The following is a 21053-nucleotide window of genomic DNA, read 5'->3' as shown; positions in this document are numbered from 1 at the left end:
CGGTCCCGGACGGGGCCGCCGTTTCGCGTCGTCGTCCGCCGTCAGGCCGCCCCGGCTCGCGACCCGCGCCGGCTGTCCTAAGCCTTCGGCGCCTGCAGCGTCCCCTCGGGGCTGTGACGGTCGACGGTCTCGGGCAGAGCCTGCGCCAGGGTCGGGAACAGCTGGTCCATCGGAACGCCGAGCTTCTCCGCCATCTGGCGCACCTGCTCGTTGTCGAGCACCTTGCGCAGGTCCTCGGCCGTGATCGGCTCGTTCGGGCCGCGGCCGAGCCAGGAATTGACCTGGCTCTCGTAGCCGGAGCGCCGGAGCTGATCGAGCAGCGCGTTCAGTCCGCCGGGCAGCACCTGCTGGATCACGCCCGGCAATGCCTTCAGCGCGATCTGCCCCAGCGAGCCGCCGAGAGTGTTGAGCAGACTCATGTGGACCCCCGTCGAATGGTCAGTGGCGGGAGTCTAGAGCAATCTCCGCGAAGCGGGAGAGGCCGGTGGTCCGCGACGCGCCGGTGTGAACCGCAATTTAGTCGACAGCGATCGGCCTTTGGTCCGGAATGCCGGCCGGGACATCGGTCCGCGGTCGGCTCTCATGAGATCCCTGGCGCTGTCATGCGTGCTCGCGGTCGCGTCCGTCTCCGCGGCCCTGCCGGACGCGGAATCGACGCGTCCGGCGCAGGAGCGCTTTGCTCAGGAGCGCTCTCTGGCGGATGCCGTCTTCGTTCGGCCGCTCTATGGCACGTACCGCCATTGTGGCGGCTCCTGCCTGAAGAGCGGCGAACTGTCGTGGTTCTGCTTCGCCAGGCAGAGCTGCCACTTGAGCTGCGCGACCGCGCCGCCGCAGATGAAGTGCGCCGCCCCGTGAGGTGGGCGGTCAGCGGACCTGGGTGCTGAAATTCGGCTGCGGCTTCAGCGTGCCGTTCTCGCTCTGGTCGGCGATCGCCGCGGGCAGGAACTCCGCCAGCACCGTGGGGACCCGCGCCTCCGGAACGCCGAGATCGTACGCGAGGCGCTCGGTCACGCCCTGCGGCAGGCAGGCCGCGATGGCGCTCTCCGGCACCGACTGCCGCGCGCCCGAGCCGAGCCAGGATGCCACCGCCTCCCCGTGCCCGGTCTCCCGCAGGCGGTCGAGGAAGGCCGGGAGGCCGCCGGGATAGAACTTCGCCAGCGACAGGGCGAGCTTGCCGCTGCCGGTCTCCTCGAGGGCCCGGTCGGCCGCCGCAACCACATCGCCGATCAGGGTCTTCGCACCGTCGAGCAGGCCCATGGTTCTCCACCGTCGCGCTTCTTCGTCGCAGGGTGAAGTCGGGCGCGAACCGGCGACGGCAAGCGCGTGCGGCAATTGCGCGGCGAACCGGCTAGGATCCCGGCATCGCGAACCCGGGAGCCATCGATGAAGCGCGTGCGGGCCGGCGTCCTGGAGGTCGCCTATCTCGAGTCCGGTCCGACCGGCGGGCCGACGGCGGTGCTGCTCCACGGCTTCCCCTACGACGTCCACGCCTGCGCGGCCGCGGCCGCGCAGCTCGCCGCCGACGGCGTGCGCTGTCTCGTGCCGTACCTGCGCGGCTACGGGCCGACGCGCTTCCTGGATGCCGCCATGCCGCGCTCCGGCGAGCAGGCGGCGCTCGGGGCCGACCTGCTCGCCTTCCTCGACGCCCTCGGCGTCGGGAGCGCCGTGCTCGCCGGCTACGATTGGGGCGGCCGGGCCGCCTGCGTGGTGGCGGCGCTCTGGCCGGACCGGGCCCGGGGCCTCGTCAGCTGCGGCGTCGGCTACAACATCCAGAACATCCCGGCCGCCGGGCGGCCGGCCGCGCCGGAGACCGAGCACCGCCTCTGGTACCAGTACTATCTCCACGGCGAGCGCGGCCGCGCCGGCCTCGCGGAGAACCGGGACGCCTTCTGCCGCCTGCTCTGGCAGCTCTGGTCGCCGACCTGGGCCTTCGACGCGGAGACTTTCGCGCGGACCGCCCGCGCCTTCGACAATCCCGACTTCGTCGACGTGGTGGTGCATTCCTACCGCCACCGCTTCGGCCTCGTGCCGAGCGATCCGGCGCTGGTGGCGATCGAGGCGCGGCTGGCGGCCCAGCCGGCGATCGCCGTGCCGTCGATCGTGCTGCTCGGCGCCGATGACGGCGTCGGGCCGCCGCCCGCCTCAGACACCGACGCCCGCCATTTCACCGGCCCGTACCGGCGTGAGATCGCCGCGGGGGTCGGCCACAACTTTCCCCAGGAGGCGCCGGAAGCCTTCGCGGCGGCGATACGCGCCCTGCTGTGAGCGCGCCGCCGATGCCCGGCGGTTCGGCGTTGCTTTCGGGAAGCCCCTGGCTATAGTCCGCGCGCTTTTCGACAGGTCTGCGGGCGCCACATCCGGCGGCAGGCCTGCGCGCCATTCGCAGGAGACGCTCGTTGATCACCCCCGCCTTCGCGCAAGGGGCCGGTGCGGCCGCTGGCGGAGCGGAGATCGCCTTTCAGGTGGTCCCGTTCGTCCTGATCTTCGTGATCATGTACTTCCTGATCCTGCGACCGCAGCAGAAGCGGGTCAAGGACCACCAAGCGCTGCTCAAGTCCGTGCGCCGGGACGACACGGTCGTCACCAACGGCGGCCTCGTCGGCCGCGTGACCAAGGCTTCGGACGACCAGGCCGAGATCGAGGTCGAGATCGCCCCGAACGTGCGCGTGCGGGTGGTCCGGTCGATGATCTCCGAGGTCCGCGCCAAGGGCACGGTGAAGGCCGCCTGATTCCCGGTTGAACCGGCCGGCGCCGCGCGCCGGCCCAAAGAGAAAAAACGGCCGATGCTGCGCTTCTCCCGTGCGAAGATCATCGCGACACTGGGCCTGATCCTGGTGGGGCTGATGCTCGCCGTGCCGAGCTTCTTCTCGCCCGAGCAGCGCAAGAGCTTCGTCGCCAGCCTGCCCCCCTGGTTCCCCAGCTGGGTGGTGCCGACGCGCGCGATCGTGCTCGGCCTCGACCTGCAGGGCGGCTCGCAGCTGCTGCTCGAGGTGGACCAGAACGAGCTGATCGCCTCGCAGGCGAAGGCCCTGCGCGACGACGTGCGCCGCGTGCTCCAGCAGGAGAACGTCCGCGCCGACGGCGGCATCGGCCTGCTGCCGCGCGGCGTGCAGGTGAAGATCGACGACTCCGCCGCTCGGGCCAAGGTCCTGCCGAAGCTCCAGGAGCTGTCGCAGCCGATCACCACCTCGATCGGCCAGACGGCGGCCCGCACCCTCGACATCGCCGAGCAGCCGGGCGGGGTGATCCGCCTGACCCTCACCGATGCCGGCATCACCGACCGCACCCGCCGGGCCGTGAGCCAGGGCATCGAGGTCATCCGGCGCCGCCTCGATTCGACCGGAACCACCGAGCCTTCGATCCAGCAGCAGGGCGCGGACCGGATCCTGATCCAGGTGCCCGGCGAGCAGAACCCGGAGCGGCTCGAGAAGCTGCTCGGCTCCACCGCCAAGCTCGAGTTCCGCATGCTCGCCGACAGCCCCTCGGGCGACGTCGACATGCTGCCCTCCAAGGACGAGAAGGGCGCCAAGGTTCCGGTGGAGCGCCGGGTCATGGCCGACGGCGGCGAGCTGACCGACGCGCAGCCGTCCTTCGACCAGCAGTCCCACGAGCCGATGGTGAGCTTCAAGTTCAACCTGCGCGGCGCGCAGCGCTTCGGACAGGCGACCTCGGAGAATATCGGCCGGCGCATGGCGATCGTGCTCGACAACGAGGTCGTGTCGGCCCCGGTGATCCGCTCGGCGATCACCGGCGGCTCGGGTCAGATCACCGGCAACTTCACCGTGCAGCAGGCCAACGATCTGGCGGTCCTGCTGCGCGCCGGCGCGCTGCCCGCGAAGTTCACCGTGGTCGAGCGCCGCGTCGTCGGCCCGGGCCTCGGCCGCGACTCCATCGAGGCCGGCAAGCTCGCGACCCTGGTGGCGGCGGCCCTCGTCGTGACCTTCATGTTCGCGACCTACGGGACCTTCGGCTTCATCGCCAACATCGCCCTCATCGTCCACGTCGGGCTGATCCTCGGCCTGATGTCGGTGCTGGAGGCAACCATGACGCTCCCGGGCATCGCCGGCATCGTGCTCACCATCGGCACCGCGGTGGATTCGAACGTGCTGATCTACGAGCGCATGCGCGAGGAGCAGCGAGCCGGCCGCTCGCTGATCTCGGCGCTGCAGGCGGGCTTCGACCGGGCCTTCGCCACCATCATCGACTCGAACTCGACCATGGCGATCGCCGCCCTGATCCTGTTCTTCCTCGGCTCGGGCCCGGTGAAGGGCTTCGCCGTGGTCTTCATCCTCGGCATCCTCACCACGGTCATCACCGCGGTGACGCTGACCCGGATGATGATCGCGGTGTGGTACAACACGTTCCGGCCGAAGACCCTGCCGTTCTGATTAGTCTGGGAGGCCATCGAAGGAGCGCGGGCGGCGCGACGTGACCCCCCTGTCCCGCACGGGAGAGGGGACCCGCGCCTCGACCGTCCTCCATCGCGATGTCCGCGAATAGAGTACCGACCATGCGCCTGCTCCGCCTCTGGCCCGATGAATCGCATTTCGACTTCATGCGATTCCGGCGCTTCACCTTCCCGCTCTCGGCGGTGCTGTCGCTCGCGACCGTGGCGCTGTTCCTGACGATCGGGCTGAATTTCGGCATCGATTTCAAGGGCGGCACCCTGGTGGAGCTGCAGGCGAAGTCCGGCACCGCGGACGTGGCGTCGATCCGGCACACGGCCGCGGGCTTCGGCTTCGGCGAGCCGGAGGTGCAGGAACTCGGCAACCAGGGCACCGTGCTGGTCCGCCTGCCGCTCCAGCCCGGCGAGCAGGGCCAGACCGCGGTGATGAACAAGGCGCACGCCGCCTTCGACAAGGATTACGATTTCCGTCGCACCGAGACCGTCGGTCCGCGCGTCTCCGGCGAGCTCGTCCAGTCCGGCACGCTCGGCGTCGTGCTCTCCGTCGTGGCGGTGCTGCTCTACCTCTGGTTCCGGTTCGAGCGGGAGCTGGCGCTCGGCGCCATCGTGGGCACCCTCCACGACATCGTTCTGACCGTCGGCGTGTTCATCATCAGCCGCATCGAGTTCAACATGACCTCGATCGCCGCGATCCTGACGATCGTCGGTTACTCGCTGAACGAGACCGTGGTGGTGTTCGACCGGACCCGCGAGCTCATGCGCCGCTACAAGACCATTCCGACCGTCGACCTGCTCAACCTGTCGATCAACTCGACCATGTCGCGCACGGTGATGACGTCGATCTCGTCGGCGCTGTCGCTGCTGGCGCTGGTGCTGTTCGGCGGCGAGGCGATCAAGGGCTTCGCCGTCGTGATGCTCTGCGGCGTCCTGATCTGCACCTACTCGGCGATCTTCGTCTCGACGCCGGTGTTGATCTATCTGGGCCTGATGCTCTCGGGCGCCCGCGCGGCCTCGGAGCGGTCCGGCGTCCCGCAACCGGCGGAGTAATCCCTTTTCCCAGATGGCCGATCAGCCAAGTCCGAAGAACTTCGACTCCGGCTTCGTGCCGGGGCGGCACATCATCGACACCTACGGCAACGGCGGCTTCCGCTTCGCCGGGATGTCGCATCGCGGCTCGATCCTGCTGCTGCCCTCCGGGGTCCGCGCCTGGGACGTGACGGAGCCGCGGGCCATCGACCGCACGGCCCTGCGCCCGGTTCAGGCCGAGGCCGGCGGCATCGAGCTGCTGCTCGTCGGGACCGGCCTCGACATCGCGGCGATCGATCCCGCGCTCCGGGGCTGGCTGAAGGATCTCGGCGTCGGCCTCGACGTGATGCAGACCGGCGCCGCCGCCCGGACCTACAACATCCTGGTGGCCGAGAACCGCAAGGTCGCCGCCGCGCTGATCGCGGTGGCCTGATGCCGGAGGTCGACGGCCAGACCGCCGAGACCGGGCTCGCCTTCGCGCAGTCCCACTGCGAGGGCCTCGTGCGGGCCGGCGACCCGGACCGCTACTACGCGACCCTGTTCGCCCCGGCCGCCGCCCGCCCGCACCTCTTCGCCCTCTACGCCTTCTCGTTGACCATCGCGCGGGTGCGCGAGGCCGTCTCGAACCCGATGGCCGGCGAGATCCGCCTGCAATGGTGGCGCGACGCCCTGCAGGGCGAGGCGCGCGGCGACGTGCGCGCCAACCCGGTGGCGGCGGCCCTGGAGGAGGCGATCCGGGTGAACCGCCTCGGCCGCCAGCCCTTCGTCGACCTGATCGACGCCCGCGTCTTCGACCTCTACGAGGATCCGATGCCCCGGGTGAACGACCTCGAGGGCTATTGCGGCGAGACCGCCTCGGCGCTGTTCCGGCTGGCGAGCCTCGTGATCGGCAACGGCACCGAACCGGGCGGCGCGGGCGCGGCCGGCCATGCCGGCGTGGCGTACGGCATCACCGGGCTCCTGCGCGCCCTGCCCTGGCACGCCCGCGCGGGGCAAGTCTACCTGCCGGCCGACATCCTCGGCCGCTACGGCGTCACCCGCGAGGACATCGTCACGGGCCGCGGCGGTCCGGGCCTGCGCCGGGCCTGCGCCGACCTGCGCGCCCTCGCCCGGCAGCACCTGAAGGCCTTCGAGGCGGCCCGCCCGACCATCGCGCCCTCGGCGGGCGCCGCCTTCCTGCCCACGGCCCTGGTGGAGCCCTACCTCGCCGCCATGGAGCGGGCCTCCTACGACCCGCTCAACACGCCCGTCGAGCTGCCGCGCTGGCGCCGGCTGTGGCGGCTGTGGTGGGCGGCGCGGCGGGTGGGCTAGCCGCTACTCCGGTGCCTGCGTCAGCGGCGCGAGGCGATCCAGCGGCGCCACGCCTGCGGAGGGCGCGCGGCCCCGGGTCGCGTCGCCGCGCGCGATAACGGAGGGCTGTCAGAGCACCTGCGCCAGTCCCGGCACCAGGGCTGCCAGGCGCACCGGCGCGCCGAGTTCCGGCACGGCCTCCGGCGTCGCCAGCACCGCCACCCGGCAGCCGCCGTCGCCGCGCAGGCCCGTCACCAGCCGTCCGCCCGGTTCCAGGGCCGCGCGCCAGTGCGATGGGATCGCGGGAACGCTTCCGTGGACGAGGATCCGGTCGAAGCCGCCGTCCGGCAGGTCCGGGGCCAGCCCGTCCGCCCGGACGACATGCACCTCGGACAGGGCCGCGAGCCGCCGCGTCGCCGCCCCGGCCAGCGATGTGTAGCGCTCCAGGCTGAGCACCGCCCCGGCGCCCAGCTGGGCGAGCAGCGCGGTCACGTAGCCCGAGCCGGTGCCGATCTCCAGGACGCGCTGGCCGGGCTCGAGCCGCAGCTGCGCCAGCATCAGCGCCACCGTAGACGGCGCCGTCATCGAGGCGCCGCACGACAGCGGCAGCGCGATGTCGCGCCGCGCGTGCTCCCGATGCGGCGGCGGCGCGAAGGTGTCCCGCGGGACCTGCTCCATGGCCCGCAGCACCGCGGTGTCCCGCAGGCCGCGACCCCGGAGCGCCATCACGAAGGCCGCGTTGCCGGCAGCCTCCTCCAGGCTTCCCAGATCGATCGACGTCCTTTCGATCACTCGGCGAAGGCCTGCGCGAAGCGCGTCAGCGTCGGCTCGTCGGTGAGGTCGAGGCGCAGGGGCGTCACCGAGATCCGCTTCTCGGCGATGGCCTTGAGATCCGAGCCGTGGCCCGGCTCGAACCGGGCCTTGGCGAAGGCCAGCCAGAAATACGGGTTGCCGCGCCCGTCGACACGCGCATCGATCGACAGCAGCGCCTGATTGCGGAAGCCCTGCGCCGCCACCGCGACGCCCTGCACGTCGGCCGGTTCGCAGTCCGGGAAGTTCACATTGATCAGGATGCCGGGCTCGATCCCGGTCTCCAGGATCTTGCGGACGACCTTCGCGCCGTGCGTCCGGGCGCAGTCCCACTTGAGCGCGCCGCGCCCGCCGGCGCCGTAGGCCTGGCTCATGGCGATGGAGCGGATGCCGAGGATCGTCCCCTCCATGGCGGCCGCGATCGTGCCCGAATAGGTCACGTCCTCGGCGACGTTCTGGCCGCGATTGACTCCCGACAGGACGAGGTCCGGCCCGTGATCGCCCAGGATATGGCGCACGCCCAGGATCACGCAGTCCGACGGCGTGCCCTTCACGGCGAAGCGCTGCTCCGAGACCTGCCGCAGCCGCAGCGGATCGTTGAGCGAGAGCGAGTGCGACACGCCGGACTGGTCGCTCTCCGGTGCCACGACCCAGACGTCGTCCGAGAGCTCCCGGGCGATCTCCTCCAGGGTACTGAGCCCCGGCGCGTGGATGCCGTCGTCGTTGGTGACCAGGATGCGCATCAGCGGGTGCCCTCGATCCGGTTGAGCCCGCCCATGTAGGGGTGGAGCACCGACGGGATGGTGATGCTCCCGTCCGGGTTCTGGTAGTTCTCCATCACGGCGATGAGCGCGCGGCCGACCGCGACGCCCGAGCCGTTGAGCGTGTGGACATAGGCCGGCTTGCCGTCCTTACCCCGGTAGCGGGCGTTCATCCGCCGGGCCTGGAAGTCGCCGCAGACCGAGCAGGACGAGATCTCGCGGTGGGTGCGCTGGCCCGGCACCCAGACCTCGATGTCGTAGGTCTTCTGGCTGGCGAAGCCCATGTCGCCGGTGCAGAGCGTCATCACCCGGTAGGGCAGATCCAGCTTCTTCAGGACCGCCTCGGCGCTGGTCAGCATCCGCTCGTGCTCGTTCGCGGATTCCTCCGGCGTCGTGATCGAGACCAGCTCGACCTTGCTGAACTGGTGCTGGCGCAGCATGCCGCGGGTGTCCCGCCCCGCCGCCCCGGCTTCGGCCCGAAAGCAGGGGGTGAGCGCAGTGAAGCGCAGGGGGAGTTCTTCCTCGCGGAGGATTGATTCACGGACGAGGTTTGTGAGCGGGACTTCGGCGGTGGGGATCAGCCAGCGCGTATTATCACCCTGAAGTTCGGCAATGAGTCTCTTAACGCGTTCGAGGCCGACCTCTTGGATTTCCCCCAGCTCATTCGCAAATTTATCTTCAAAATGATCGTGCCAGAATTTTCGCCCGTAATCGAGTACAAGTTCGATGATTTTTTCTCGATTTCCTCCGAAAAAAAGCTCTACTCGGTTTTTAATGAATGAATTGACGTAATTTTCGGCCGCATTCTTGATAGCGGTAGGGGTATAAACTTCGGTTTTGAACTGATCGTCAGCAAACTTCGGCAATTGTGCTGTGCCAAACATGGCTTCATCTCGAACAAGTATCGGCGGCGCCACCTCCAAATAACCATGTTCCTGCGTATGCAGGTCGAGCATGAACTGGCCGAGCGCCCGTTCCAGCCGGGCGAGCTGGCCCTTCAGCACCACGAAGCGCGAGCCCGACAGCTTAGCCGCCGCCTCGAAATCCATCAGGCCAGCGGCCTCGCCGAGCTCGAAATGCTCCTTGCCCTCGGTCAGCCGCTCGCGGGTGGAGGCATGGCTGCGATAGACTACGTTGCCGTGCTCGTCGGCGCCCTCCGGCACGTCGGCCTTCGGCCGGTTCGGGATCGCCGCGAGCCGGTCGAACAGAGCCTTGTCGGCGGCGTCCTGCGCGGCCTTCAGCTCCGGCTCGGCCGCCTTCAGTTCTGCGACCTCCGCCATCAGGGCGGCGGCGCGCGCCTCGTCCTTCGCCTTCTTGGCGCCGCCGATCTCCTTGGCCAGCGCGTTGCGCCGCTCTTGGTTGGCCTGCGCGGCCGAGACCGACGATTTCCGCGCCTCGTCGAGGGCGATCAGCTCGGCCGAGAGCGGCGCGAGGCCCCGTCGCTGGAGGTCGCGGTCGAAGGCGTCCGGGTTCTCCCGGATGGCGCGGATGTCGTGCATCGAGTCGGCTCGGGTCTTCTGCGCGGCGTCGAGCGCGCGGGCCCCGCTTTGCCGCATCGCGTCCAGTGGGACAAGCGCGCGGGAGCGCCCGAGCCGGCCGTCAGCCCTTTGGCGGCGCGAGCTTGAGCTGGTCGATCGCCCAGAGCCACGTCCCGTCCGGCTGCTCGCGGGCGACCTCCACCGAGAACGCGCCGTTCGGCAGCCGCGCGAAGGTCATGGCGAGCCCGCCGTTGCGCAGCGGCGGCGGCGTTTCCGGCGCCGGGAAGTCGGATTTGCGCACCAGCAGGTCGGCGTAGAAGGTCCGGATCTCGGCGTGGCCCGTGGCGACGACGCGACCCGCCGCCAGCACCGCGTCGGGCTCGTAGAGGGCGACGAGGCCCTCGACGTCGCCGGCATTGGCGCGCTGATTGAACAGGGCGGCGAGCGCCTCGGGGGCGCGGGCGGGCTCTCGCGTCTGGTCCGTCATGGCGTCTCCTCACTCCGGCCATCGCGGCCATCGCGGCCGTTCAGTGCTGCGGCAATGCGCCGGGCCGGCCGATCTTTCCCCGACACGCGTCATTTCAGGCGCGTGCCGTGGCGGTCGGCCACCGACACGGCGACCGGAATCCCGGCCTTCACGCTCTCCGAGACGGTGCAGAACCGCTCGAACTGCTCCAGCACTCGGTCGATCCGCGGCATGTCGGCGGCGGCGGCGCCGAGCTGGATGTGGACGCCGATCCCGGTGACGCGCAGCCGCCCTTCGGCGTTGCGCTCCACCCGGCAGGACGCCTCGGCCGCGACGCCGTGCGCGTCCTGGCGGAACTTGCCCAGGGCGAAGACGAGGCTGGCGCAGAGGCAGTTCGCCACTCCGGAGATCAGTAGCTGCTCGGGGAACGGCCCGGTCCCGCCGCCGATCGGGGGCGCCTCGTCGGTGCGGAGCGCCGGCAGGGCCGCGCTGAAATCGACCGTGAAGACGTAATCCGCGACCTGGGTGATCCGGATCGTCGGTTCCGCTTCCATCGATACTCCCCGGAGGACGTTTCGGCGCGACCGGCCGGGTATACCAACGCTCGATCCCGGTTCGCGTTCGGGAGGACCGCGCCATGCGTCCGGACACGGATGATTTCCCCGGTTCTTCCCCGTAGAAGCGGCCGCCTGACCGACCCGCACGCGAACCCCCCGATCCGATGACGAGCCCCGCCACCCTCGACACCCTGATGCCGCTCCTGGAGCGCATCGCCACCGCGCTGGAGCGGACCGCGCCCGCCGTCCCGCCAGCGTTCGACCCGAGCGCTGCCGACGCGTTCCTGTGGGGGCCCGAGCGCCGGCTGACCCCGGTGCCGCAGGTGGCCCGGGTGGAGATGGGGCTGCTCACCGGCATCGACCGGGCGCGCGACACCCTGGTGGAGAACACCGAGCGCTTCGCCCGCGGCCTGCCGGCCAACAACGCCCTGCTGTGGGGCGCCCGCGGCATGGGCAAGTCCTCGCTGGTCAAGGCGGCCCACGCCGAGATCAACGCCCGCCGGCCCGCCGGCAGCCTGCCGATGAAGCTCGTCGAGATCCACCGCGAGGACATCGAGGCGCTGCCCGACCTGATGGCCCTGCTGCGGCCGGACCCGCACCGCTGGCTCGTCTACTGCGACGACCTCTCCTTCGACGCCGACGACACCTCGTACAAGTCGCTCAAGACGGCGCTCGACGGCGGCATCGAGGGACGGCCGGGGAACGTGCTGTTCTACGCCACATCGAACCGCCGCCACCTGCTCGCCCGCGACATGGTGGAGAACGAGCGCTCGACCGCCATCAACCCCGGCGAGGCGGTGGAGGAGAAGGTCTCGCTCTCGGACCGGTTCGGCCTCTGGCTCGGTTTCCACAAGTGCAGCCAGGACGAGTACTTGGCGATGATCCGCGCCTACGCCGACCGCTACGGCCTCGCCGTGGCGCCGGACCAGCTGCGCGCCGAATCCCTGGAATGGGCCACCACCCGCGGCTCGCGCTCGGGCCGGACCGCGTTCCAGTTCATCCAGGACCTGGCCGGGCGGCTCGGCAAGACGCTGGACTGAGGGGCGGCGCCGAGCTCTCGTCGTCATCCGCGCCCTGGCTGATGGCGTCGGCCCCGCCGTCTTTGCGAGCGGAGCGAAGCAATCCAGGCAGCGCCACGCTTGGCAATGTCGCGCTGCCCTGGGTCACTTCGCTCCGCTCGTGATGACGGATTGGGACACCCACCGAGGCCTCGATCGGAACGGGTCTGACGCCCTCTCCCGGGCCGAACCGGTATCCCAGTCGGCGGAGGGCGCGCTAGCGCCCGCTCGACCCGAACCCGCCCGCGCCCCGCTCTGAGCCGGGGCCGAGCGCGCCCTCCAGCAAAGTCAGCGCCGGCCGCGTGATCCGCGTGAAGACGAGCTGCGCGATCCGCTCGCCCGGCTCGACCCGCACGGGCTCGGATGCGTCGCGATTCCAGGCGGAGACCAGCAGCGGACCCTCGTAATCCGCGTCGATCACACCGGTGCCGTTGCCGAGCACCAGACCGTCCCGGTGTCCGCGGCCCGAGCGCGGGAAGATCAGCCCGCACCAGGCGGGATCGCGGATCAGCACGCTGACCCCCGCCGGGATCAGGACCGCCTTCCCCTGAGGCTGCAACTCCAGCGGCGCGTCGAGGCAGGCGTGCAGGTCGAGGCCGGCCGCGGCCGACGAACCCCAGCGCGGGAAGCCCCAGCCCGGCAGGCGCGGGTCGAGCAGCCGCAGCCCGACCTCCGGCAGGTCGCTCACGCGGTCATCCGCGCGATCGCCTCGGCCATGGCGAGCGTCCGCCGGGCGGCCTCGACGTGGAGGCGCTCGACCATCTTGCCGTCTACCGCGATGACCCCGCGCTCGCGGTTCTCCGGCGCGTCGAACACGTCCATCAGCCGGCGGGCCTGCACGATCTCCTCGGCATCCGGCCCGAAGGCGGCGTTGGCCGGGCCGATCTGGCTCGGGTGGATCAGCATCTTGCCGTCGAAGCCGAGGTCGCGGCCCTGCGCGCACTCGGCCTCGAACCCGGTCGCGTCCTTGAGGTCGGTGAACACGCCGTCGATCGCCTCGATCTCGTAGGCCCGGGCGGCGGCCAGGACGTTCATCAGCCAGGGCAGCAGGGCGGCCCGCCCCGGCGGCCGGATCCGGGACGCCTTCAGGAGGTCGTTCGGGCCGATCACCAGGGCGCCGAGCCGGCCGTCCACGTCCCGGGCCGCGCCCGCGATCTCGGCGGCGTTCACCACCGCCATCGGCGTCTCGATCATCGCCCAGACCCGCGTCGCCAGGGGCGCGCCGAGGCGGCGCAGGCGGGAGCCCACGGCGATCAGCGCGTCGGAGGTCCGGACCTTCGGCACCAGGATCGCGTCCGGGGCGGCCGGCGCGAGCGCCACGAGGTCGGCCTCGCCGTCCTCGGAATCCGGCGGGTTGATGCGGACCACGACCTCGCGCGGGCCGAAGCCCCGCGCGGCGACCGCGGCGGCGACCTGGGCGCGGGCCGCCGCCTTCGCGGCGGGGGCGGTGCCGTCCTCGAGGTCGATCAGGATCACGTCGGCGGGGAGCGACCGCGCCTTCTCCAGCGCCCGGGCGTTGGAGCCCGGCATCGCCAGCACGCTGCGACGGGGACGGATCTCGCTCATCACGCTTCTCCCGGGCCGGCGGCGCCCTCGGCGACGCGGATAGCTTTCCGCGCGCGGCCCGGCAAGAACGCGGGCCGGAACGGCGGCCGCACGCACCGCGGCGGGGGAATGGCATGGCGCGCTGGATCGCGGGACTGGACGGCTGCCGCGGCGCCTGGGCGGGCGCGCTCCTCGACCTCGACGACCCCGACCGGCACCGCTGCGCCCTGTTCCCGGACGTCGCCGCGCTCCTCGACGCGCCGGAGCGGCCCGACATCGTCGGGATCGACGTGCCGATCGGGCTGCCCGACCGGATCACCGGCGGCGGCCGCGGCGCCGACCGGGCCGCGCGCGCCCGGCTCGGGCCGGCGCGGGCCTCGGTGTTCCCGATGCCGCCGCGGAGCGCGGTCTACGCCCCCGACTACGCCGCCGCGAAGGCCGCCTCGCGGGCCGCGAGCGATCCGCCCTTCGCGCCGTCGATCCAGGGCTACAACATCTTCCGCTACGTCCGCGCGGTCGACACGCTCCTGCGGGAGCGCCCGGAGGCGCGCGCGCGGGTCCACGAGGTGCATCCCGAGGTGGCCTTCCACGCCCTCAACGGCGGCCGGCCGCTCGGCCTGCCCAAGAAGGGCAGGCGCGCCCGCGAGGGGCTGGACCTCCGGCGGGCGCTCCTCGCGGCGGCGGGCCTGCCGGACGCGCTGATCGGGTCCCGGGTCAAGGGCGTTCCGGAGGACGACCATCTCGACGCGCTGGCCGCCCTCGTGGTGGCCCGCGACATAAGCCTCGGACAGGCCGTACCGCTGCCGGATCCGCCCGAGCGCGACGCCTTCGGGCTCCCCGTCGTGATCTGGGCACCGGCACCCCGCCCGCCGTCCTGAACCGGCGCCCCGCACCTCCGCCGGGCGCGTCGGCGGCCGCAACGTGCTGTTTTGCACGCAGGCGCGCGCGCGGCCGGTGTCCGTCCCCGGCGCGCGCTCTAGCTCTGGCTGCATGAGCGCCGCGAACCCCCTGCCCGTCCGTCACATCGCCCGCGCGATCGTCCTCGATCCGCGGGACCGGATCCTGCTCATCGCCTACACGTCGGTCCACGCGAGGGGGCCGGACGGGGCGCCGCTCCGGTTCTGGTTCATGCCCGGCGGCGGCCTTGAGCCCGGCGAGGACCACGTCACCGCCTGCCGGCGGGAACTCGAGGAGGAGATCGGCCGGGGCGACGCCGCGATCGGCCCGCAGGTCGCGGCCTGCAACGGCCCGTTCCACCTGTTCCGTCAGGCACGGGACGCCCGGGAGCGCTACTTCCTCGTCCGCCTGCCCGACGACCGGGTCGACACGAGCCGGCTCGCCGAGACCGAGGACAACCCGCTGATCGGGACGCGCTGGTGGCCGCTCGACGAGTTGCGCGCTAGCGGTGAGCACGTCGAGCCGGCCGGTCTCGCGGATCTGGCGTCGGACCTCGCGCGCGGGACTATTCCGGCCCAGCCGCGCGTTCTTGCTTGGCGAGGACTTTGATTTCACTCCCGCTGTCGCGGATTTGTCTAACTGGAGACGACTTTATGTTCCCCGTCTACCTGACCGAAGGCTACCGGTCCTTCCTCCTCGACCGCTTCCCGACCGAGCGCCGGCGCTTCGCGCAGCTCGCCTCGACGCAGAATCCGGAGATCCTGGTCATCAGCTGCTGCGACAGCCGGGTCTCGCCCAGCGCGATCTTTAATGCCGGCCCGGGCGAGCTGTTCACGATCCGCAACGTCGCCAACCTAGTGCCGGTCTACCAGCCGGACGGCCAGTATCACGGCACCTCGGCGGCCCTGGAATTCGCCGTCCAGGCCCTGGAGGTGAAGCACATCGTCGTCCTCGGGCATGCCACCTGCGGTGGCATCAAGGCCTGGGCCAACAAGGCGAAGCCGCTCTCGCCCGGCGACTTCATCGGCAAGTGGGTCTCGCTCGTGGGTCAGGCCGAGGACAAGGCCGGCGATCCCGCCGCGCCGAACTACCTGACCAAGCTGGAACACGCCGTGGTCGTCCAGAGCATGGAGAACCTGCTGACCTTCCCGTTCGTGAAGGAGCGGGTCGACGACGGCCGCCTCGAGATCCACGGCGCGCATTTCGGCGTGGCCAGCGGCTCCCTGCTGGTGCGCGATCCGCAGTCCGGCGAGTTCAAGCCGCCGATCGACACGACCGGCCAGTCGGTCCGTTCCGTCGCCGCCATCGCGTGCGAGTGAGCGCACGGCGCGGGCGCTGAGATCCGGGGCCGGTCGGCCGGTCCCGGATCCGATGATGCTGGGTCGCGCCGGCGCGCCGCGTCCGCGAAGGTCGTCCGCCGCGGTCGGCCTGCGATCATCGTGGCTCGAACAGCCATCGACATGAGAAAGGCGGCGGGCTCGCGCCCGCCGCCTTCTCGTTCGGCCCGGCCGAGGCCGGGCCGCCGAAGTCCGTGCCGCTTACATGGCGCCCGGGAGATGCTCGGCCTGCTGCAGGTGCATCTGCAGGGCCGGCAGGGCCTGCTGGGCGTAGTTGCGCAGGGCCGGGTTCGGGCCGCCCTGAGCGTAGGCCTGGGTCATCGCGATGGTCATCTGATGGGCCTGGATCTGCTGCGACGCGTACAGGCGGTCGAAGCGCGCGCCGGCCGGGGCGGCCGAGAGCTGGGCCAGCATCGCCTGCTGCTCCGGGTTCGGCGGGACGATCGTCGAGGCGCCGGTCGCCATCACGTCGCCGCGGCCGATCTGGCCACCCGCGGCGGCGCCGCGCGCCGCGCCGGCACCCGCGCCCTCGAGGCCGCCGACCGGGCCGCCCGCCAGGGTGCCGCCGACCACGCCGGTCGCCGCGCCGACGCCGGCGCCCACGGCGCTGCCCGCCACCGCGATCGGGGCGGTGACCAGGCCACCGAGGCCCGGATCGCCGGCGACGCCGTTCATCTGGCCGCCGGCCAGGGCGACGTTGGCGGCGCGGTGGTCACGGAGCACCTCCTGGGCATAGGAGCGGATGCGCGGGTTGCGCGACTTGGACAGGGCGATCTGCGAGGACTGGATCTCGAAGGCGTTCGCCTGCATCGACTGCATGCGGAAGTCGTTGGCGCTCTGGGCCATGGCCGGGGTCGACAGCGCCAGGACGAGCGCGGACGCGGCAGCGTAGTTCTTCAGCATCGGGACCTCTGTTCGAGATGGGCACGCGAACCGCGGAAGGACGCCGCATGTGCAGCACGGACGCCTCGGCAGACGACGTCGCAGGCAACTCGGAGCCGACGGGTTCGCGAATTGGTCCGTCAACGAGGCTATCGGCTTATGGTTCCTGCCGTTTTCGCATCGGACAATACGGTTCCCGAGAGGATCTAATCCGGCGCGCGTGCCCTCTCGGTGGATCCCGCAGGATGCCGATCGCGCTCGTCCGGGACGGTGGCCTCGGCGGGTGGGTCCTTCCGGCCGCACCTCCGGGCAGGGCTCGAAGCGCGACGCGCGCGGGCAGCCCGTGATCGTCGTCGCCGTCCAGATCCTCCGCGCCGCCGCCGCCCTCATGGTGGCATGGCACCACGCGCGGCACGAGGCGGGCCTCCTCGCTGACCGGGGCGCCGGCCCGGCGCTCGATCCCACGACGCTGCTGCCCTGGTGGGGCGGGGTCGACCTGTTCTTCGTGATCTCCGGCTTCGTCATCGTCCATGCCGGCGGCCGGCTCGCGGGCCGGTCGGGCGGCCGCGCCCGCTTCCTCGCCCACCGGGTCGCCCGAGTGGTGCCCCTCTACTGGCTGGTGAGCCTGCTCTACCTCGTCCTGGCGCTCGCGCGGCCGGACCTCCTGGGCGAGGCCGCCGCGCTGGTGCGCGACCCGGTCGCCCTCGCGGCGAGCTTCCTGTTCTGGCCGGCGGCCCGCCCCGACGGCACCGTCCAGCCGCTCTACGGCCTCGGCTGGACCCTGAACTACGAGGCGGCCTTCTACGCACTCTTCGCCGCGGGTCTCGGCTTCGGGTGGCGCGGCGCCGTCGCGTGGCTGTGCGGGAGCTTGGCCGTCCTCGTGGCGGTCGGCGCCCTCGTGCCGGGCCTGCCGGTGCCGCTGCGCTTCTGGTCGGATCCGATCGTACTCGAATTCGCCGCCGGCGCCGGTCTCGCCCTCGCCTGGGGCGCGGGGTTCCGGCCGGCCCTCCCCCTGCGGGTCGGGCTCGCGGTGCTGGGCGTGCTGGGGCTGATCCTGGCCGCGCGGGTGCTCGCGGGTCTCGGCGAGGCCGATGGGTTCCTGCGCCCGCTCCTCGTCGGCGGGCCGGCCGTCCTGCTGGTGGCGGCCGCCCTCGGGCCACCCCGCGACGCGGCCGCGGTCGCGCGGCTGCCGTCCCCCGTGCGCGGGCTCGTCGCGCTCGGCGACGCGTCCTACGCCCTCTACCTCGTGCACCCGTTCGCGCTGCGCCTCGTGCGCGAGGCGCTGCTCCGGCTCGGCCTTGCCCCCGCCCTGCATCCCTGGGCCAGCATGGCGCTGATGCTCGCGGGCAGCGCCGCGGCCGCGCTCGCGGTCCACCGCCTCGTCGAGCGGCCCCTGACCCGGGCCCTCCGGAGGCGGCTCGATCCGGGCGCGCCGCAAAACCGTGTGCGCGCCGTGCCGGCCCCGGTTCCACCGCGCGGCCGGGAGGATTAGCCTCGCCTGCCCGAGGAGAAGGCCAGCATGAAGACCCTGCTCGTTCCCGTCGCGATGCACGACGCCCTGCCCTCCGTCTTCGAGACGACCCGGCTGGCGGCCACGCGCTTCGGCAGTCTGATCGAGGGCGTGTCCCTGCGCCCGGCGCTGGCCGAGTACGTGCCGGTCGACATGGTCGGCGGCATGACGTGGCTGCGCGACGAGGAGGCCGACCGGGCCGAGGCCGAGGAGGCGGGCGGCCGCTTCGTGGCCTTCATGGACGGCGCCGGCATCCCGCGGCACGCCCGCGACGGGCTCTGCATACCGGACCGGGTGCCGGATGCCGGACCGCGCTACCGCTGGCGACAGGACGTCCCCACCGGCGACGCGTTCCTCGGGCAGTACGCGCGGCTGTTCTCGGCAACGGTGGTCGGGCGTCCCGGCACCACCGATAACGCCCCGCGCATGACCACGTTCGAGACGGCCCTGTTCGAGAGCGGCCGCCCGATCCTGCTGGCGCCGCCTACGGCACCGGCCAGCCTCGGTGACGCCGTGGTCATCGCCTGGAACGGGTCGACCGAGACCGCCCGGGCAGTGGCTTTCGCGATGCCGTTCCTGCGGCGGGCCGAGCGGGTGCTCGTGCTCAGCGTCGAGGGCGGCATGGTGCCGGGCCCGACCGCGCAGGACCTCGCCCAGGCCCTGGCCTGCGAGGGTGTGGACGCGTCGCACCGGGCCCTGCCGGCCGGCCGGCGCGTGCCCGGCGAGACCTTTCTGGCGGAGGCGAAGGCGTTCGGCTGCGATCTTCTCATCAAGGGCGCCTACACCCAGAGCCGCCTGCGCCAGATGATCTTCGGCGGCGTCACCAGCCACGTTCTCGCCCACGCCGACATGCCGGTGCTGATGGCGCATTGAGCGCTCCGCGAGCCCGGCCGACGGATTGCGGCACCGCACGTCCTTCGGCGCCGGGAACCCTGCCCGGTCCCCGGCGTTCGGGTCCCGCAGCCGGACGGCACGCCCATTGTCCACACGCTCGGAAAGGAGCCCCGTGAAGAGCCCCGTGAGACGTCTCTTCCTCGCCGGCCTTCTGGCGATCGCGACCATCCCCGCCGCCCGCGCTGAGCCGGCGACCGTCCGGTTCCGCGGCACCGTGGTCCAGGCCGATTCGGAACGCGTGGAGATCCGCCGCACCAGCGGCAGCACCCTGGCCGTGCGGATGGGCCCCCGGACCCGCATCTACGCGGTGAACGGCGCCAGCCTGCGGGCGATCAAGCCGGAGAGCTACGTCAGCGTCCTCGGTGCGTCCGATTCCGAGCCGCGGCAGGCGACCGCCGTGACCCTGTACTCTCCGTCCGAGCGCGGGTTCGAGGCCGGCAGCCAGCCCTGGGACACCGCGCAGGGCGCGCGCCTCACCGCCGGCTGGGTGGCCGACGTGCAGCGGGGCGCGCCGATGCGTCTGATCCTCGCCTATAACGGCGGCCAATCGTCCTTCGCGATCCCCGACGACACGCCGGTGACGCAGTTCTCGCCTGGTGAGAAGGCGATGCTCCAGCGGGGCGCCGCCGTGACGATCTTCGCGCGCCCGGACGAGGCCGGCGGGCTGATGGCGGGGACGATCGCGGTGGGCCGCCAGGGCGTCGTGCCGGGTCTCTGAGCCGATCGGGCCGCTGCGTCACCGACGGCGCAGCAAACCCGCGCGCCGACGCGGAAGCTGCGCTACACCGGTCGGCGATGACCGAGCCCGCCTTCACCCTCGACCCGCGCCTGTCGGCTGACACCGCCGAAGTGGGCGACCTCGCCCTGTGCCGCGTGCTGCTGATGGACGATGCCCGGTTCCCGTGGCTGATCCTAGTGCCGCGCCGCCCGAACCTCACCGAGATCACCGACCTCTCCGAGACCGATGCCGCGGCGCTCTGGAAGGAGATCCGCCTCACCACGGGGGTGATGCAGGCCCTGTCCAAGCCCGACAAGGTGAATGTCGGCGCCCTGGGCAACGTATTGTCGCAACTCCACGTCCACGTGGTCGGCCGCTTCCGGTCGGATCCCGCCTGGCCGGGGCCGGTCTGGGGGTTCGAGACCCGCAAGCCCTACCCGCCCCACGCCCGCGCCCAGCTCCTCGAGCGCGCCGGCGCCCTCTTCTCCGCGGCCTGACCCTCGCATGACCGATCCCCGCGACACCCTCGGCTTCGTCCGAAACCGCCTCGACCGGCACTCGGCCGAGCAGCCCGAGGAGGCGGTGCCCGCCTTCGACACGCCCGAAGCCCGCCTCGTGCTGATCTGCGGCGACCGGATCGTGCTGCGCGGGGAGACCGCACTGATCGCGGTCGCGGAGGCGGCGGACCTCGCCGGCGGGACGCGCATCTTCCTCGGGCACCGGGACGGGCAGCCCGTCTTCGCCGCCGCCGCGCCGGCCGAGGCCGCGGAGCGCTTCTCCGAGGGGCCGACCCGTACCCTCGACCTGAGGTCGATCGCCACCGACTCCGCCGTGGAGGCCGAGGAGCTCGGCCTGCTCGCCGTGGCCAAGTCCATGCTCGACTGGCACGCCCGCCACGGCTTCTGCGCCAATTGCGGCACCGCCACCGTCTCGAAGGCCGGCGGCTTCCGCCGGGAATGCCCGAGTTGCAGCGCCCACCATTTCCCCCGGGTCGACCCGGTGGTGATCATGCTGGTGCGCCGGGGCGACACCTGCCTGCTCGGCCGGGGTCCGCATTTCCGCCCGCACATGTATTCCTGCCTCGCGGGCTTCCTGGAGCCCGGCGAGACGATCGAGGACGCGGTGCGCCGCGAGGTGTTCGAGGAGACGCAGATCCGCGTCGGCGCCGTCACCTACCGGACGTCGCAGCCCTGGCCGTTCCCGTCATCGCTGATGATGGGTTGCGCCGCCGAGGCGCTCGACGAGGTTATCGTGACCGATCCCAGCGAGCTGGAGGATGCGCGCTGGTTCAGCCGGGCCGACGTCGCGGCCATGCTGGCGGGAACGCATCCCGAGGGGATCCTGGCGCCGCCGCCCATGGCGATCGCCAACTACCTGATGCGCGCCTTCGTGGCCGGCGAGACCTGATCCGGATCAGCC

At 71.9% G+C, this 21053-nt stretch carries 25 protein-coding genes and 1 pseudogene; 16 read left to right on the top strand and 10 right to left on the bottom strand.

Annotated features, from left to right (window positions below):
- Positions 1 to 77: 77 nt before the first annotated feature.
- A pseudogene (locus ACX9MN_RS13835) lies at positions 78 to 425 on the bottom strand (YidB family protein); the annotation flags it as partial.
- Positions 426 to 582: 157 nt separating this feature from the next.
- Between ACX9MN_RS13835 and ACX9MN_RS13830 the strand changes: the two are divergent.
- Positions 583 to 855, top strand: coding sequence for a hypothetical protein (locus ACX9MN_RS13830; protein WP_132367476.1), 273 nt, complete (start codon positions 583 to 585; stop codon positions 853 to 855).
- Positions 856 to 864: 9 nt separating this feature from the next.
- On the opposite strand, the gene ACX9MN_RS13825 is transcribed toward ACX9MN_RS13830, so the two are convergent.
- Positions 865 to 1257: a YidB family protein gene (locus ACX9MN_RS13825; RefSeq protein WP_489724720.1), complete on the bottom strand. Its 393-nt coding sequence runs from the start codon at positions 1255 to 1257 to the stop codon at positions 865 to 867.
- Between the two features lie 126 nt (positions 1258 to 1383).
- Here ACX9MN_RS13825 and ACX9MN_RS13820 point away from each other — a divergent pair, with 126 nt between their 5' ends.
- The 6 genes from ACX9MN_RS13820 (at position 1384) to ACX9MN_RS13795 (ending at position 6742) form a co-directional block, all read left to right on the top strand.
- A complete protein-coding gene (locus ACX9MN_RS13820) occupies positions 1384 to 2265 on the top strand; it encodes an alpha/beta fold hydrolase (RefSeq protein ID WP_489724719.1) in 882 nt (293 codons plus the stop codon).
- Positions 2266 to 2396: 131 nt separating this feature from the next.
- Positions 2397 to 2729, top strand: a complete 333-nt coding sequence (gene yajC, locus ACX9MN_RS13815; protein ID WP_020094208.1) for a preprotein translocase subunit YajC — start codon at positions 2397 to 2399, stop codon at positions 2727 to 2729.
- 54 nt (positions 2730 to 2783) lie between these two features.
- Positions 2784 to 4388: a protein translocase subunit SecD gene (gene secD, locus ACX9MN_RS13810; protein WP_091927054.1), complete on the top strand. Its 1605-nt coding sequence runs from the start codon at positions 2784 to 2786 to the stop codon at positions 4386 to 4388.
- Positions 4389 to 4510: 122 nt separating this feature from the next.
- Entirely contained in the window at positions 4511 to 5452 is a 942-nt protein-coding gene (gene secF, locus ACX9MN_RS13805; RefSeq protein WP_012319245.1) for a protein translocase subunit SecF, read from the top strand.
- 13 nt (positions 5453 to 5465) lie between these two features.
- A complete protein-coding gene (locus tag ACX9MN_RS13800) occupies positions 5466 to 5864 on the top strand; it encodes an Mth938-like domain-containing protein (RefSeq protein ID WP_056533929.1) in 399 nt (132 codons plus the stop codon).
- On the top strand, positions 5864 to 6742 hold the full coding sequence (locus ACX9MN_RS13795; RefSeq protein WP_331298895.1) for a phytoene/squalene synthase family protein: 879 nt from the start codon (positions 5864 to 5866) through the stop codon (positions 6740 to 6742). Before ACX9MN_RS13800 ends, ACX9MN_RS13795 begins: the two co-directional genes overlap by 1 nt.
- A 108-nt stretch (positions 6743 to 6850) precedes the next feature.
- Here the strand turns inward: ACX9MN_RS13795 and ACX9MN_RS13790 are convergent, their stop codons facing one another.
- The 5 genes from ACX9MN_RS13790 to ACX9MN_RS13770 all read right to left on the bottom strand — a co-directional run bounded on the left by ACX9MN_RS13790 (position 6851) and on the right by ACX9MN_RS13770 (position 10790).
- Positions 6851 to 7447 carry a protein-L-isoaspartate O-methyltransferase family protein gene (locus tag ACX9MN_RS13790; protein WP_447699700.1) on the bottom strand — a complete coding sequence of 199 codons (597 nt, stop codon included), beginning with the start codon at positions 7445 to 7447 and terminating at the stop codon, positions 6851 to 6853.
- Positions 7448 to 7509: 62 nt separating this feature from the next.
- Positions 7510 to 8274 (bottom strand): 5'/3'-nucleotidase SurE, encoded by a 765-nt coding sequence (surE, locus tag ACX9MN_RS13785; protein ID WP_103985596.1) that lies wholly within the window; start codon positions 8272 to 8274, stop codon positions 7510 to 7512.
- Positions 8274 to 9791, bottom strand: a complete 1518-nt coding sequence (gene serS / locus ACX9MN_RS13780) for a serine--tRNA ligase (protein WP_489724718.1) — start codon at positions 9789 to 9791, stop codon at positions 8274 to 8276. The genes surE and serS overlap by 1 nt, the downstream gene beginning before the upstream one ends.
- 100 nt (positions 9792 to 9891) lie before the next feature.
- Positions 9892 to 10257, bottom strand: a complete 366-nt coding sequence (locus ACX9MN_RS13775) for a YybH family protein (protein ID WP_489724717.1) — start codon at positions 10255 to 10257, stop codon at positions 9892 to 9894.
- Positions 10258 to 10346: 89 nt separating this feature from the next.
- Positions 10347 to 10790, bottom strand: a complete 444-nt coding sequence (locus tag ACX9MN_RS13770) for an OsmC family protein (protein WP_427509923.1) — start codon at positions 10788 to 10790, stop codon at positions 10347 to 10349.
- Between the two features lie 167 nt (positions 10791 to 10957).
- Here ACX9MN_RS13770 and ACX9MN_RS13765 point away from each other — a divergent pair, with 167 nt between their 5' ends.
- Complete coding sequence (locus ACX9MN_RS13765) at positions 10958 to 11833, top strand: ATP-binding protein (RefSeq protein WP_020094198.1); 876 nt, start codon at positions 10958 to 10960, stop codon at positions 11831 to 11833.
- Positions 11834 to 12068: 235 nt separating this feature from the next.
- On the opposite strand, the gene dut is transcribed toward ACX9MN_RS13765, so the two are convergent.
- Both dut and ACX9MN_RS13755 read right to left on the bottom strand, forming a co-directional pair.
- Positions 12069 to 12539 carry a dUTP diphosphatase gene (gene dut / locus ACX9MN_RS13760; RefSeq protein ID WP_489724716.1) on the bottom strand — a complete coding sequence of 157 codons (471 nt, stop codon included), beginning with the start codon at positions 12537 to 12539 and terminating at the stop codon, positions 12069 to 12071.
- Positions 12536 to 13417 carry an HpcH/HpaI aldolase/citrate lyase family protein gene (locus ACX9MN_RS13755; RefSeq protein ID WP_489724715.1) on the bottom strand — a complete coding sequence of 294 codons (882 nt, stop codon included), beginning with the start codon at positions 13415 to 13417 and terminating at the stop codon, positions 12536 to 12538. The genes dut and ACX9MN_RS13755 overlap by 4 nt, the downstream gene beginning before the upstream one ends.
- A gap of 113 nt (positions 13418 to 13530) precedes the next feature.
- On the opposite strand from ACX9MN_RS13755, the gene ACX9MN_RS13750 reads away from it, so the two are divergent.
- The 3 genes from ACX9MN_RS13750 (at position 13531) to ACX9MN_RS13740 (ending at position 15612) form a co-directional block, all read left to right on the top strand.
- Positions 13531 to 14274 carry a DUF429 domain-containing protein gene (locus ACX9MN_RS13750; protein ID WP_489724714.1) on the top strand — a complete coding sequence of 248 codons (744 nt, stop codon included), beginning with the start codon at positions 13531 to 13533 and terminating at the stop codon, positions 14272 to 14274.
- Positions 14275 to 14386: 112 nt separating this feature from the next.
- Positions 14387 to 14902, top strand: a complete 516-nt coding sequence (locus ACX9MN_RS13745) for an NUDIX hydrolase (RefSeq protein ID WP_489724713.1) — start codon at positions 14387 to 14389, stop codon at positions 14900 to 14902.
- Between the two features lie 44 nt (positions 14903 to 14946).
- Complete coding sequence (locus tag ACX9MN_RS13740; RefSeq protein ID WP_020094193.1) at positions 14947 to 15612, top strand: carbonic anhydrase; 666 nt, start codon at positions 14947 to 14949, stop codon at positions 15610 to 15612.
- Positions 15613 to 15831: 219 nt separating this feature from the next.
- Here the strand turns inward: ACX9MN_RS13740 and ACX9MN_RS13735 are convergent, their stop codons facing one another.
- The gene (locus ACX9MN_RS13735; RefSeq protein ID WP_489724712.1) at positions 15832 to 16533 is read right to left on the bottom strand and encodes a DUF4142 domain-containing protein; all 702 of its coding nucleotides are present in this window, start codon (positions 16531 to 16533) and stop codon (positions 15832 to 15834) included.
- Between the two features lie 322 nt (positions 16534 to 16855).
- Here ACX9MN_RS13735 and ACX9MN_RS13730 point away from each other — a divergent pair, with 322 nt between their 5' ends.
- The 5 genes from ACX9MN_RS13730 to nudC all read left to right on the top strand — a co-directional run bounded on the left by ACX9MN_RS13730 (position 16856) and on the right by nudC (position 21041).
- Complete coding sequence (locus ACX9MN_RS13730) at positions 16856 to 18004, top strand: acyltransferase family protein (protein WP_489725226.1); 1149 nt, start codon at positions 16856 to 16858, stop codon at positions 18002 to 18004.
- A 27-nt stretch (positions 18005 to 18031) separates the two neighbouring features.
- Positions 18032 to 18895, top strand: a complete 864-nt coding sequence (locus ACX9MN_RS13725; protein ID WP_020094190.1) for a universal stress protein — start codon at positions 18032 to 18034, stop codon at positions 18893 to 18895.
- Between the two features lie 145 nt (positions 18896 to 19040).
- A complete protein-coding gene (locus ACX9MN_RS13720; protein ID WP_489724711.1) occupies positions 19041 to 19634 on the top strand; it encodes a hypothetical protein in 594 nt (197 codons plus the stop codon).
- A 77-nt stretch (positions 19635 to 19711) separates the two neighbouring features.
- Positions 19712 to 20131: an HIT domain-containing protein gene (locus ACX9MN_RS13715; protein WP_489724710.1), complete on the top strand. Its 420-nt coding sequence runs from the start codon at positions 19712 to 19714 to the stop codon at positions 20129 to 20131.
- Between the two features lie 7 nt (positions 20132 to 20138).
- Positions 20139 to 21041 (top strand): NAD(+) diphosphatase, encoded by a 903-nt coding sequence (nudC, locus tag ACX9MN_RS13710; RefSeq protein ID WP_020094187.1) that lies wholly within the window; start codon positions 20139 to 20141, stop codon positions 21039 to 21041.
- Positions 21042 to 21053 lie beyond the last annotated feature (12 nt).

This window comes from Methylobacterium sp. 1A, from assembly GCF_058072805.1.
The sequence above is the reverse complement of the archived record's forward strand: the minus strand, read 5'-3'. Positions and strand labels throughout refer to the sequence as shown.

Bases quoted from the DNA above. Each gene is read 5' to 3' on its own strand.
- ACX9MN_RS13830 (WP_132367476.1), top strand. From the start codon at position 583: ATGAGATCCCTGGCGCTGTCATGCGTGCTCGCGGTCGCGTCCGTCTCC.
- ACX9MN_RS13825 (WP_489724720.1), bottom strand. From the start codon at position 1,257: ATGGGCCTGCTCGACGGTGCGAAGACCCTGATCGGCGATGTGGTTGCG.
- ACX9MN_RS13820 (WP_489724719.1), top strand. From the start codon at position 1,384: ATGAAGCGCGTGCGGGCCGGCGTCCTGGAGGTCGCCTATCTCGAGTCC.
- secD (WP_091927054.1), top strand. From the start codon at position 2,784: ATGCTGCGCTTCTCCCGTGCGAAGATCATCGCGACACTGGGCCTGATC.
- secF (WP_012319245.1), top strand. From the start codon at position 4,511: ATGCGCCTGCTCCGCCTCTGGCCCGATGAATCGCATTTCGACTTCATG.
- ACX9MN_RS13800 (WP_056533929.1), top strand. From the start codon at position 5,466: ATGGCCGATCAGCCAAGTCCGAAGAACTTCGACTCCGGCTTCGTGCCG.
- ACX9MN_RS13795 (WP_331298895.1), top strand. From the start codon at position 5,864: ATGCCGGAGGTCGACGGCCAGACCGCCGAGACCGGGCTCGCCTTCGCG.
- ACX9MN_RS13790 (WP_447699700.1), bottom strand. From the start codon at position 7,447: ATGGCGCTCCGGGGTCGCGGCCTGCGGGACACCGCGGTGCTGCGGGCC.
- surE (WP_103985596.1), bottom strand. From the start codon at position 8,274: ATGCGCATCCTGGTCACCAACGACGACGGCATCCACGCGCCGGGGCTC.
- serS (WP_489724718.1), bottom strand. From the start codon at position 9,791: ATGCACGACATCCGCGCCATCCGGGAGAACCCGGACGCCTTCGACCGC.
- ACX9MN_RS13775 (WP_489724717.1), bottom strand. From the start codon at position 10,257: ATGACGGACCAGACGCGAGAGCCCGCCCGCGCCCCCGAGGCGCTCGCC.
- ACX9MN_RS13770 (WP_427509923.1), bottom strand. From the start codon at position 10,790: ATGGAAGCGGAACCGACGATCCGGATCACCCAGGTCGCGGATTACGTC.
- ACX9MN_RS13765 (WP_020094198.1), top strand. From the start codon at position 10,958: ATGACGAGCCCCGCCACCCTCGACACCCTGATGCCGCTCCTGGAGCGC.
- ACX9MN_RS13755 (WP_489724715.1), bottom strand. From the start codon at position 13,417: ATGAGCGAGATCCGTCCCCGTCGCAGCGTGCTGGCGATGCCGGGCTCC.
- ACX9MN_RS13750 (WP_489724714.1), top strand. From the start codon at position 13,531: ATGGCGCGCTGGATCGCGGGACTGGACGGCTGCCGCGGCGCCTGGGCG.
- ACX9MN_RS13745 (WP_489724713.1), top strand. From the start codon at position 14,387: ATGAGCGCCGCGAACCCCCTGCCCGTCCGTCACATCGCCCGCGCGATC.
- ACX9MN_RS13740 (WP_020094193.1), top strand. From the start codon at position 14,947: ATGTTCCCCGTCTACCTGACCGAAGGCTACCGGTCCTTCCTCCTCGAC.
- ACX9MN_RS13735 (WP_489724712.1), bottom strand. From the start codon at position 16,533: ATGCTGAAGAACTACGCTGCCGCGTCCGCGCTCGTCCTGGCGCTGTCG.
- ACX9MN_RS13725 (WP_020094190.1), top strand. From the start codon at position 18,032: ATGAAGACCCTGCTCGTTCCCGTCGCGATGCACGACGCCCTGCCCTCC.
- ACX9MN_RS13715 (WP_489724710.1), top strand. From the start codon at position 19,712: ATGACCGAGCCCGCCTTCACCCTCGACCCGCGCCTGTCGGCTGACACC.
- nudC (WP_020094187.1), top strand. From the start codon at position 20,139: ATGACCGATCCCCGCGACACCCTCGGCTTCGTCCGAAACCGCCTCGAC.